The organism is Mucilaginibacter sp. P4_D1 (assembly GCF_056401935.1).
The window spans coordinates 16,990-28,824 of the sequence record NZ_JBFUIJ010000012.1 but is presented as its reverse complement, the minus strand read 5'-3'; the positions used below and the strand labels follow the sequence as shown (position 1 = coordinate 28,824).

The 11,835-nt window shown below is 45.0% G+C and carries 12 protein-coding genes; 3 read left to right on the top strand and 9 right to left on the bottom strand.

Translation table 11 applies throughout. The annotated features are described in order from the left end of the window. Position 1 precedes the first annotated feature (1 nt). Entirely contained in the window at positions 2 to 1,255 is a 1,254-nt protein-coding gene (sucC, locus tag AC1DV1_RS13020; protein WP_477359991.1) for an ADP-forming succinate--CoA ligase subunit beta, read from the top strand. 305 nt (positions 1,256 to 1,560) lie between these two features. On the opposite strand, the gene AC1DV1_RS13015 is transcribed toward sucC, so the two are convergent. From AC1DV1_RS13015 to AC1DV1_RS12995, 5 genes are all read right to left on the bottom strand, one after another. After that, positions 1,561 to 2,751: a winged helix-turn-helix domain-containing protein gene (locus tag AC1DV1_RS13015; RefSeq protein ID WP_477359784.1), complete on the bottom strand. Its 1,191-nt coding sequence runs from the start codon at positions 2,749 to 2,751 to the stop codon at positions 1,561 to 1,563. A 606-nt stretch (positions 2,752 to 3,357) separates the two neighbouring features. Beyond that, positions 3,358 to 3,975 (bottom strand): DUF1579 family protein, encoded by a 618-nt coding sequence (locus AC1DV1_RS13010; RefSeq protein WP_477359782.1) that lies wholly within the window; start codon positions 3,973 to 3,975, stop codon positions 3,358 to 3,360. Positions 3,976 to 4,067: 92 nt separating this feature from the next. Continuing rightward, entirely contained in the window at positions 4,068 to 5,033 is a 966-nt protein-coding gene (locus AC1DV1_RS13005; protein WP_477359780.1) for a cytochrome-c peroxidase, read from the bottom strand. Between the two features lie 11 nt (positions 5,034 to 5,044). Next, positions 5,045 to 5,434 (bottom strand): hypothetical protein, encoded by a 390-nt coding sequence (locus AC1DV1_RS13000; protein ID WP_477359778.1) that lies wholly within the window; start codon positions 5,432 to 5,434, stop codon positions 5,045 to 5,047. Positions 5,435 to 5,652: 218 nt separating this feature from the next. Then, positions 5,653 to 5,763, bottom strand: a complete 111-nt coding sequence (locus AC1DV1_RS12995) for a hypothetical protein (protein ID WP_477359776.1) — start codon at positions 5,761 to 5,763, stop codon at positions 5,653 to 5,655. 270 nt (positions 5,764 to 6,033) lie between these two features. Between AC1DV1_RS12995 and AC1DV1_RS12990 the strand changes: the two genes are divergently transcribed. Beyond that, entirely contained in the window at positions 6,034 to 6,927 is an 894-nt protein-coding gene (locus AC1DV1_RS12990) for a DUF6193 family natural product biosynthesis protein (RefSeq protein ID WP_477359774.1), read from the top strand. A gap of 35 nt (positions 6,928 to 6,962) precedes the next feature. Here AC1DV1_RS12990 and AC1DV1_RS12985 read toward each other — a convergent pair whose 3' ends face one another. Both AC1DV1_RS12985 and AC1DV1_RS12980 read right to left on the bottom strand, forming a co-directional pair. Further along, the gene (locus AC1DV1_RS12985) at positions 6,963 to 7,415 is read right to left on the bottom strand and encodes a hypothetical protein (RefSeq protein ID WP_477359772.1); all 453 of its coding nucleotides are present in this window, start codon (positions 7,413 to 7,415) and stop codon (positions 6,963 to 6,965) included. 405 nt (positions 7,416 to 7,820) lie between these two features. Next, positions 7,821 to 9,461 carry an FMN-binding glutamate synthase family protein gene (locus tag AC1DV1_RS12980; protein ID WP_477359770.1) on the bottom strand — a complete coding sequence of 547 codons (1,641 nt, stop codon included), beginning with the start codon at positions 9,459 to 9,461 and terminating at the stop codon, positions 7,821 to 7,823. Between the two features lie 286 nt (positions 9,462 to 9,747). Here AC1DV1_RS12980 and AC1DV1_RS12975 point away from each other — a divergent pair, with 286 nt between their 5' ends. Then, entirely contained in the window at positions 9,748 to 10,290 is a 543-nt protein-coding gene (locus tag AC1DV1_RS12975; RefSeq protein WP_477359768.1) for a YceI family protein, read from the top strand. Positions 10,291 to 10,495: 205 nt separating this feature from the next. Here the strand turns inward: AC1DV1_RS12975 and AC1DV1_RS12970 are convergent, their stop codons facing one another. Both AC1DV1_RS12970 and AC1DV1_RS12965 read right to left on the bottom strand, forming a co-directional pair. Further along, positions 10,496 to 11,155, bottom strand: a complete 660-nt coding sequence (locus AC1DV1_RS12970; RefSeq protein WP_477359766.1) for a GDSL-type esterase/lipase family protein — start codon at positions 11,153 to 11,155, stop codon at positions 10,496 to 10,498. Between the two features lie 3 nt (positions 11,156 to 11,158). Beyond that, positions 11,159 to 11,647 carry a cytidine deaminase gene (locus tag AC1DV1_RS12965; protein ID WP_477359764.1) on the bottom strand — a complete coding sequence of 163 codons (489 nt, stop codon included), beginning with the start codon at positions 11,645 to 11,647 and terminating at the stop codon, positions 11,159 to 11,161. Positions 11,648 to 11,835: the final 188 nt, after the last annotated feature.

Genomic DNA, 11,835 nt, shown 5'->3' with positions numbered 1-11,835 from the left:
GCTGCAATCCTCCCCTACTTTAAACAAAAATTGTAGATTTACCGCAAATTCTTCAAAAAACATGAATATCCACGAATATCAGGGCAAAGCGATATTGAAAAGCTTTGGCGTACGAATACAGGAAGGCATTGTTGCTGACACACCCGAAGAGGCTGTTGCAGCTGCCCAAAAATTGAAAGAAGACCTGGGATCGAGCTGGGTGGTTATAAAAGCCCAGATACATGCCGGTGGCCGTGGTAAAGGCGGTGGCGTAAAGCTGGCCAAAAATCACGACCAGGTTAAAGAAATTGCAGGCAATATTATTGGCATGCAACTGGTTACCCCACAAACCGGACCCGAAGGTAAAAAAGTTAAGAAAATTTTAGTAGCCCAGGATGTTTACTACCCCGGCGAAAGCGAAGTAAAAGAGTTTTACATGAGCGTACTGCTTGATAGGGCTAAAGGCCGTAACATTATCATGTACAGCACCGAAGGCGGTATGGATATCGAGGAAGTTGCACACTCGACCCCCGAATTGATATTTAAAGAAGAAATTGACCCTAAAGTTGGCTTGCAGGCTTTCCAAACCCGCAAAATCGCTTTCAACTTAGGTTTATCTGGCGAGGCTTTTAAGGACATGACCAAGTTTATAGCGGCCCTGTACAAAGCTTATGATGCTACCGATTCATCGCAGTTTGAAATTAACCCGGTTTTAAAAACATCTGATAACAAAATTTTAGCTGTTGATGCCAAGGTTAACCTGGATGATAACGCCCTGTACCGTCACCCGGATTACGCCGCTATGCGCGATACCGACGAGGAAGACCCTACCGAAGTTGAAGCCAGCAAATCAAACCTTAACTATGTAAAGCTTGATGGTAACGTAGGCTGTATGGTTAATGGTGCAGGTTTAGCTATGGCCACCATGGATATTATTAAAATTGCCGGCGGCGAGCCTGCCAACTTCCTCGACGTTGGTGGTACTGCCAATGCCGAAACCGTAAAAGCAGGTTTCAACATCATCCTGAGCGATCCAAACGTTAAAGCCATCCTCATCAACATCTTTGGTGGTATCGTTCGTTGCGATCGTGTTGCACAAGGTGTTATTGATGCCTACAAAGAAATTGGCAACATCCCTGTACCTATCATTGTACGCCTGCAAGGCACCAACGCCGCCGAAGCAAAAGCACTCATCGATAATTCAGGATTGAAAGTATTCTCGGCTATCTTACTAAAAGAAGCTGCTGAAAGAGTTAAAGAAGTATTGGCTTTGTAGTTAAAGCTGATTGAAACATATATTGAAAGGGGCGGTGGGTGTAAAACTCATCGTCTTTTTGTTTTCTTGTAGAGACGCATCACATGCGGCTCCCCATGCATTACTCATCAAGTTATCCACAAGCATCATTTAAAACAAAATGTCATTTCGAACGAACGAGGAGAGGTTTTGAGCGTTGGCGTGAGGAGAAATCTTTTACGCCCTTACATTCCAAGGTACTTTAGTAATACAGGGCGTAAAAGATTTCTCCTCGTACCTCGTTCGAAATGACATTTTTTTTAGCTTTAAAAATGATCCCCTTGTCATCAAAATGCCCTACCAACAGCCGCCAAATAATCCGCCCGGTTCGACTTTTTGAAAACAATATCCCGGCACTTGTTAAATTGTACAAACGCCTTTAGCGCTACTGTTATCTTCCCTATCATAGCCTCGTCAAGCTCTGTCTCTTCAAAGTGCAGGTTGTGTACAAGCAGTATTTTTTGTTTCCTGTCGGCTTTGGCATCCATGCGAGCTACAAATGTATCGCCTACCAGTACCGGTAACGAGAAATAGCCATACTTACGTTTGGGCGCGGGTACAAAGCATTCAATTTGGTAGTCAAAGTCAAAAAAGTCCTTCAGCCGGTGCCTGAAAACATTCAGGATATCAAAGGGCGAAAGGATAAAGGCATCGCCCGCCAGTTCAACCTCAGTTTGCTGACCGGGCAGCATATAAAGCGGGGCGCTTTTCAGCCCATCTACCTGTACCATGCGCACTTCACCTGTAGCTACCATTTTCTCCAGTTCTTTTTTAACCAGGTTGCCCTTCACGTAACGCGCGCGCCAGGCCATTTCTTTAACGTAGGCAATCCCCAATGCCCCCAGCGTACGCCTGATCACAAATCGGGCAAATTCCTCTGCCGTGGGCATGGTTAAATCTGTATCCGCGGGGATTAAGTTCATCGGCACATCATATACCTTATGGAAAGCCCTGGTGCGGGTAATGGTCAGCTTGCCGTCAAGGTACAACCTTTCCAACGCCACTTTGGCCGGCCGCCAGTCCCACCAGCCCGAGCTGGCTTCCAGGCGGTCGTTTTCAAAATCGCCAACCATCAGGGGGCCTTCGCGTTCCACCCTGTCGAGCACCTGTTTCATGAGGCGGGCCTCTGCCGGACTTACAGGCTTCCGGTTTACCGAGAAACCTTCCTTAACGGGCAGCGAAAAACGAAAATCTCCCATCGGGATATACCCCGCGTCGGAAGTAAAATATTCAAAAATCCGGCCGTCGGCGGTTAGTTCGCCCAGCCATTCCGGCTCATAATCGGGCACCCGCGCGGCCATTACGTGGTGGTGCGCCCGTTCAACCACGTAATTAGTATCCAACTGCACAAACCCCAGGTGATCAATCAGCCGGTAAACTGCTTCAATCCCCGTCCCAAACTGCGCCTGCCGGGCCAGGCCAGCGGCATGGAGGATGATTTTGCGGGCCTGGGGTTTGGTGAGAGTTAGTGGTTCCATAATTCAAAATAAGGAAATAATTTGCAGATGGGACAGCTTCGCGCGAATTGTTGCGGGGCAAATACACCAAAACTGGGTTAACATAACTTAACACATTTCAAACACAAAATACACCAAACACCTGATAATAAACAATTTATATTAAAATCATGGTTAACACTAAACTGACGTCTCGAGTAACTGGAGTTGCCGAAGTATTGACAATTTCAGTCTTGATTCTTGACTCTTAATTCTTGATTCTTCTTCATGGCGATGCCTGCGGCCCGGGCTGTACACTCATACGCGCACAAGGCATTAGGCGCCTGGCCGGTATCCGTTGCCATCCCTATCGCGGGGGGGAGTTTGGCTGAACTCGGATTAGGCAGTTTTTTCAGATTACAGGATTTTGCATACTTCAGACCTAAAGCACTCACAAGTACCCCATCGCTCTTGCGCTAAAGTGAACTTTGCCTTCTCATAACACGTCCCGGACTTATTTCGGGATCCCACAGAACAGGCAACCCACTTGATGTATACGTAGCATGTGAGGTGCCGAAACGAGTTCGGCAGGACTTTGGGAGTGATTGCTAAATTGTTACCATAAAGGCAAAAGTTGCTCACTTACTGTTATTTACCGGTGGTCTTCGTGTAATCCAGTTCCCTTACTTTAACAAATGCATTGCCCTGCATTTCATAAAACTCTTCCTTGTAATGGGTGGCATCCTGAATAGTCAAAATCCGGCGGTTCTTTTGAGCTTGTCCGGGGATTAGCTCATCATCCCATTCATAGGTGAACGCTTGCCCTGCAGGGTCAAAAGTGCCGGTTTGCATTTGAATGTCGCTGCCGATATGATTATTGATAGAGGTGCTGATGTATTTCTTTTTGGGGTTGTCAAACCCTTCAATTTGCATGCTTTGGTAAAAATCCTCCTTCATTTTCCCCTCGGCAACGGGTACAGGTAGTTTCCCGCCTGTCATTTCAACGCTGTAAAATCGCCCGTTGTAGATGGGCTTACGCACCAGCGTACCTTTAACAAAGGCCAGCTTTGCATCCTGAAACAGCCAGGTGCCGGCAAGTTTTCCCAACTGCGCGTGTGCTGTCCCCGGCCGGGAATAATCAAGCAATTGCGTCATGGTGTCGGGTTGTTTTGGCGCCTGTGCGTACACTGCACTACTAAAAGTTACATAGCTAAAGATGGCCTGACATAACCTGATTAACACTTTCTTTAAAATTATTTTTTTCATAAGATAGAGACGTTTATAAACTTAGTAAATTCAAATACCTGTAAACCCACAATAAACCTGGATAACGCGTGCCAGGCCACCCTGCTATCATGTTAAGGCTGCGTCTTTTTCAGCTTCCCCGCAAACCGTTTGTCGGTTAATGAAACCAGGAAATTCTCCAGATCGGTTTTTTCCTGTTCAGTTAAATTCATTGGCGTTTTAAGCAGGGTATCGCGGTTAATGGAGTAGGGTACAATTTTATCCGGGTCGTTGTAGTAGTCAATTACCTGTCGCAGTGTTTTAAACATGCCGTTATGCATATAAGGGGCGGTTATTGCCACGTTACGCAAAGCGCCTATCTTGAACCTGCCCAGGTCATTTACCTTTTTGGTAACGCAGGCGCGGCCGCTATCTGACATTTTTTTTCCGTCATACAAACCGATGGAGCGAAATTCGACATCATTGAAGTCGGGACCGAAATGACACTGGATACAACGCCCCTTGGTATTAAAAATAGTAAAGCCCCGCCTGGCCGATTCGCTAACGGCGGCCTCATTATCATTCAGGCGCCAGTCGTCAAATGGCGAATCGCCGGTTTCCAGTGTACGCTCAAATGCTGATAATGCCTTGGCTAAGTTATTGGCATTGGGCGCTTCGTTAAAAATGGTTAAAAATGCCGTTTTGTAATAAGCATTGTTTTGCAGTCGCCACACGGCTGTAGCTAAGGGCATATCCATTTCAATAGGATTTTGGAGCGGGATCAGGGCCTGTTGTTCCAGTGTGGCGGCACGCCCGTCCCAAAAGAAAGCTACCTGTAAGCTCATGTTCATAGCTGAGGGAGTGTTACGCACACCTTTCCTGTTGTGTACACCTAAGCTGATGGCGGAAGTATCGGAAAAGGCAAACTCCTCTTTGTGGCAAGACGCACAGCTGATTTTTTTAGTGCGGGAGAGTATTGGGTCAAAAAATAACTTGCGGCCCAATGCTGCAGCCGTTACCTGTTCCGGATCATTAAACGCGCTTAGCGAAATAACCAGGATGAAACCAAGCGCTAATAGGGTGATGCAAAACTTTTTCATGCACGATGTGGCTATTTGGCCGCGGTTATTTTTTTAAATAGCAATCCATCAGTCCCTTGCCTGCGGCCCATACATGTATCCTGTACCACATGAAATTTAAGGGAGTCTTGCCGGCCAAAAAACTCAACCTTATAGCTACCTTCATATTTGGCGTTGCAGGTAGGATCAGACATGTGGAGTGTATCATTGTTCATATGATAAGTTCCGCTTACAAATTCCTTTTTATTGATAAAACCATCAAAGGTTCCATTGGCCCTGAAAATGGCCAGAAAATTAAAGGGCGCCCCCTGGTAAGTGCCTGTATGTTCCCATTTCCCAACCAGGAGGTTAGTCTCGGTTTTAAAGGCGATAGCGGAGGATAGCATAATTACTAAAGTGCTAAGCAGGCAAAATTTCTTCATGGCAGTGTTTGATGATGATCGGGATATCTCCAAAAAAACAAAATTTCGTCCGGCTTTAATTGCGCGTATGTTGCAAATACTTTAGAATATGTTGCATGTAATAGCTCAGCGATGAACAAATAAGGTGCATAACCCCTTAGTACAAGTTTTGAGTGGCCGCCTGCTGGTTGATGACCTGTTGACCTATTTTATAAAATATCCTGTAAAGCACAAGCCTTTCAGCCCCTGATCCTCTTCACAATCTCCTCCTTTTTCATTCGCGAAACCGGGATCTGACTATTGTCGTCCATTACAATAAAACCGCCGTCTGATTTTACGTACGAGCCCATTTTTTTAAAATTGATGAGGTGTGATTGATGGGTACGTAAAAAATTGACCGTTCCAGCAGTTCGTGGTACTCTTTGAGGGTTTTGCTTGCTAAATATTTTTTGCCATCCTCTAAGTAAATATGCGTATAGTTCCCTTCGGTTTGTAACCCCTTTAGCGCCATTCTTGCACAATGGAAACAAGCGATGCACACTTGTGACTTTCCCAAACCAAAAAATTCCCCTCAATCGCCCAAACCTTATTAACTTACACCAACCTTTATCATTCACCACATGTTAAAAAAGCTTTTCGCCATATTGTTTTTACTGCTTTGCCTGGTTACAATGGGTGTTTGGGTAGTAGGTTCGCACGGGCAGCTGCAATTCAGGCCGGAAATGACGCAGGATTGGGTAATTGTTTCAATTATCACCACCACATTCGGGTTGTTTGTGTTTTTAATGTTCGGCAAAGGCAAAAAAAGCGGCAAGTATATTGAAATAGAGACGGTTGGCAGCCTTGATAAAGCCCTTGATTTGGAACTGGCTAAAATAAATTCTGCTTTTAGGGTAGCGGTTGATGAGGACATCAAAGTAAAGTTCCCGATTGTTTATGCCAGTGTCGAAAACGGAAATAAGTTTTCGCAAATATACATCGCCGCAAAACGAAAGCTTTACTTGCCCGATTTTTGGCGGGATGGTGTTTGTTTAGCCAACGGCTCAACACCCGATATTAATCAGCTTGCTATGGCTATTGATTACTGGCTTGGTAATAACATTACAACAAAAGCACTATATCAAAAATTCCCGTTTGTTACACCCAATGATAAAGCCCATGCCTTTGACATAGGCCGGGAGGTTGAATATAGCTGGCACCAAACATTAAATCACCCGCCAACAGACCACTTAAAAGAGTTTATCAGCCTGGCAATGGACGACGAAGTTTTAAGCAAACTTTTCCCGTTCACCAGCCTAAACAGACTTTGCTTTAGCAAATGTACCGGCTATCCCTACACCGGCGATATAGCAACTATAAATCCGGTTGACGAAGGCTATTTTGAAGTAAGATTGCCCAACAACCAACTACTGGGCAGCGGAACAGCAGCAGAAGCCCTAAAAATACTCAAAGACAGCCTCCCTGCCGATATTGGCCCGGCAGTAAAGGGAACGGCAGAGGATCTTTTGAAATGAGGTATGCTGGCAGAACAGCTTTTTAGTTGTCAGAATCAGAATTTTTCACATGTAAATGATTTTTCAAAGGTGTTCAAGAGGGCTGAGCCGTTTTCAGGATTTGAGAATTTGCAGAATTTTAGTTGCGTATGTTTATATGAAAAAGCTCTCGTTTTCCCCAAAGTGTCAGCAGAACAGCTTCGGGCAAAAACTGTCAAAACGATGGTGGTCAGGGCAGTGGCAGGGCATAGGAAGTTTTGCCAGAAGGGGCGACCTGTGCGGGCAAAGCAAGGGGACAAATAATTCAAGCCCAGGTTTTGGCCGTTTTGCAGGGCAAAGGCCAGGAGCGCAAAGAAGCATTTCTGCTGACTTGATTTTTTGGACACTTTTGTATCAAGACAAAAGTGTCTGGCCCCCGCGGCCAAGAGCGGGCCGATGTTGTAGCTTCTACAAAATAATTTCGTAACCCACAAAAACATGAAGCATAGTTTGGAGATTGTTTCGTTCATCACAATGGCGGTTGTGATAGGTGATTGTGGATGTCCCCCAATGATGATCAGGAGAGGGGCTTTTTTATTTCTGTAGCTGGCTTTCTATGCCGGAAAATTTCCTGCTTTATCCTAAAGAAGGCGTAAATCAACAGGGTTAAGCCCAGGATCCAAAACAGGGCATAAAAATTTCTTAGCTTCTCCATTCTATGCAAATAGAATAAAGGTGCTGTTGATTAATTGACATCAAATCGTCCTTGTATAGCCCCGTTTGCGTAGTTACGAGATTGCCACGCTATCGCTTACAATGACGTGCTTGTAAGTTACTGACTGTCAATATCAAACTACCGTCATTGCGAGGTAGTTTGCTGCAGCTCCTGTCTTGCTACTTGATACTTACTACTTGATACTCCAAAACCAACTACTTCATACTATATACGAACTCACATTACTGTAATCAATATTAGTTACCACACTATAATCCGGTAAAAAGGTATTCTCGCTGCTCAGGGCCATGTCCAGTTCAAAACTGGCGGGGTATGGGGTGTTCAGCAGGCTGCCTTTGGGGATATAGGGGAACAACTCGGCATAAGTTTGAATCTGGCTGTGGTTAATGCGGCGGTAAATGAACATGCGGTGCAAATCGCAGGGTTTGGTAAGGCCGGAGGCACCTATCATCTGAATAGCGCTGCCTACTGTGGCCTTGTGAAAATTGGCTACACGTACCTTTTTATCGTCGACCACCAGTCCGCGCATCAGGCCTTTATCCTGCGTAGCCACGCCGGTTGGGCAGGTATTCATATTGCACTCCAGCGCCTGGATGCAGCCCAGGGCGAACATCATGCCGCGGGCGCTGTTACACATGTCGGCACCGATGGCAAAGTTCTTCACCAGGTCGAAACCGGTAGCTACCTTGCCCGAGGCAATGAGCTTGATATGTTTTTTAATATCGAACCCAGTCAGGGCATCGTACACAAATGCCAAAGCCTCGCGCAGGGGCATACCTACCGAATTCGAAAATTCAAGCGGGGCTGCGCCGGTGCCGCCCTCGCCCCCATCAACGGTGATAAAATCGGGGTAGATGCCGGTTTTAACCATCGCTTTGCAAATAGCCAAAAATTCGCTTTTATGGCCTACGCACAATTTGAAGCCGATGGGTTTGCCACCGGATAGCTCGCGCAGTTTTTTAATAAAGGTGGTTAAGCCAATAGGATCGCTAAAAGCGGTATGGTACGGTGGCGATACCACATCCTGCCCCATCTCGACCAAGCGGATGCGGGCAATTTCGGGCGTTACCTTGGCTGCCGGTAAAATACCGCCATGCCCCGGCTTGGCACCTTGCGACAGCTTAATCTCGATCATTTTTACCTGCGGCAGCACGGCACGCAGGGCAAAGGCATCATAATCAATAGTACCATCCTTATGGCGGCAACTAAAGTAGCCGGTGCCTATCTGCCAGATAATATCGCCGCCGGGCTGCAGGTGGTGGTCGCTCAGGCCGCCTTCGCCGGTGTTATGGGCAAAGTTATCCAGTTTGGCGCCGCCGTTAAGGGCCAGTATGGCATTCTCACTCAGCGAGCCAAAACTCATGGCCGAGATGTTGAATACGCTGGCCATATAAGGCTGCGTACAATCGGGCCCGCCAACTTTTACACGGGGGGCCATATTTAGTTTATGGTGATCAATAGCGGCAATGCTGTGGTTAAGCCATTCGTAGCCGTTTTCGTAAACGTCAAGCTCGGTACCAAAGGGGCGGGTATCATCAACCATTTTGGCCCGCTGATACACTACGCTGCGGTTTTGGCGGTTGAACGGTGTACCGTTGGTATCACTTTCAACAAAGTACTGGTATATTTTGGGCCGCAAATCCTCCATCAAAAACCTCAGGTGCCCAAACACCGGGAAGTTGCGCACAATGCTGTGCTTTTTTTGCACGAGGTCATAAAAACCCACAGCATAAATGGGCACCATAATAATGAACGACCATGCGGCGGGTTTCCAGATGATGGTCCACCCTGCCAGCGCAGCAAATATGATAAAGAATGAAACTATAAAAAGCTTTCTCATTTTTTTAGGTTATGAGTTGTGCGTATTGCGTTTTGAGTTGAAAAAGTAGCCTTTTACTTACAACAACATATTAATTACTTAACATTGATATGGTATGTTTGATTTTAGTGGTTAGTCAAATCTAAAAAAACTCCTGACTCAAAACTAAAAACTTAAATATTTAAACTTTTACGCAAGTGTATGGTTAAACTTGTATCTCATTGTCTGCGAATTGTAAATTAGCAATAATAGATGTTTAAACATCTATTATTGTATTATCTTTGTATCAACAAAAAAAACAAATATCATGTCAACACAAACAGCAACAAAATGGGTTATCGACCCAATGCATTCAGAAGTACAATTTAAAGTAAAACACTTAGTTATATCAACCGTAAGCGGCTTTTTCAAAAGCTTTGCCGGTGAGTTAATCACAGATAACGATGATTTTGAAAACGCCGAGATCGACTTTACGTTAGATATCGATAGCATCGACACTAATCAAAGCCAACGTGATGAGCACTTGAAATCGGCTGAATTTTTTGATGCAGCAACCTATCCAAAAATCAGCTTCAAATCAACTTCATTCACCAAAACCGGTGACGATGAGTTTGCTTTAAAAGGCGATTTAACTATCAAAGACGTTACTAAACCGGTATCGTTAGCTGTAGAATTTGGCGGTTCGGCTGCTGATTTTTATGGGAACACCAAAGCAGGTTTCGAAATCAGCGGTAAAATTAACCGTAAAGAATTTGGCCTTACCTGGGACGGCGTTACCGAAGCCGGCTCAATTGTAGTAGGCGAAGACATCAAACTGTTAATTAACGTTCAGTTTGCCAAACAAGCTTAATTGTTTGAATGCTGTTGCTGTGTTTTAATAATTAAAATGCCGCTGTTGTTAAGTATACGTAACAGCACGGCATTATTGAAAACAGCAAAGCAATACAAACTTTAATTAAAAAGCCATCCCGAAAAGGATGGCTTTTTTGCGTCAATGATTTTTTAACAAACCACCCCACCCGAGGGCTTGTGTGCCGACTGTAGTCTTTTGTTACCTACTTCACCAGTGGCTTCAACACCATCTCCCATTTATCATAGCCCTTTGGGTTTAAATGCAGGTAATCGCCTTTAAATAAACTACTATCGGGCTGGGTTGTGCCGGGCTTGTATATGGCCGGCACTAAATCAACATAATGGCTTTTGGGCTTATCCTTGAGGTAGGTTTTAATCAGGTCGTTAGCTTTATAAACTTCGGCATAATATTTAACGCGCGACGGGCTTGGCTTTACCGACATAAAATAAATTTCTGTTTTAGGCAACCTGGTATGAATGATAGCCCACAGCTTGGTAAATTCATCGGCTACAAATTGCCCGGATTTACCAGCAGCTATGTCATTTTCGCCGGCGTAAATGAATATTTTGCGGGGCTGATATGGCACCAGGATATAAGGCGTATAATAATCAACCAATTGTTCGATGGTGCTGCCGCCAACGCCGCGTTTAATAATAGGCTTATCGGCAAAACGTTGTTCCAGATCGCTCCATAAGCGAATGGACGAACTGCCGATAAATAAAATACCGTCCTTTTTAGGGAAGCTCACGCTATCCTGGTGTTTAAAAGCCCTGATCTCGTTATCAAACGGGAAGCCCTGCTGCGCAAATACGTGGGTGGTAAAGGCACAGCCAATAAGCAATAAAAGCAGTTTTAATTTCATGGTTTATGTAGTAAGGCGTTCTTCAAAAAACAAAAATGGCAGTTGATTTTCAATGCCCTGTATTACCCAAACCGGCCCCTGCTGTGCATATAATATAATTTTAATGGGTTTGTTTTGCTTTTTCTCAACTTCGGCCAATACCTGCAGGCATGAGCCACATGAGGTTACCGGCCGGGTAAGTTCAAATTCATCTGTCTGGGCGGTTACCGCCATAGCTTCAACAGGATCATTGGGGTGATTGGCCCCCCAGTAAAATAATGCTACACGCTCGGCACACAGGCCGGATGGATAGGCTACGTTTTCCTGGTTGCTGCCGTAAATAATTTTTCCGCTTTGCAGGCGTAACGCTGCCCCTACCCTGAATTTTGAATATGGAGAATGGGAGTTTTTTAATGCTTCGGCTGCTTCAAGGCACAGCCTGTAATCGGTTTTATCAAGTTGCTCAATAGCGTCGTATTCATCGAACGCTATTTTAATTTCGTGGTTAGTCATGGCCTCACCCTGCCCTCTCCAAAGGAGAGGGTTCTTTTTTTAAAAGTTATATAAAAACTATCCCCCTATCCATTTAAAGAATAGGGGGATACAAGGTAATGAATATTTTCGAAATATGTTTTGATATACTTAAATTGTCTGAACCGGAATTTATCGAATTAAAGAATTAGCAGAATTTTAAAAATTCG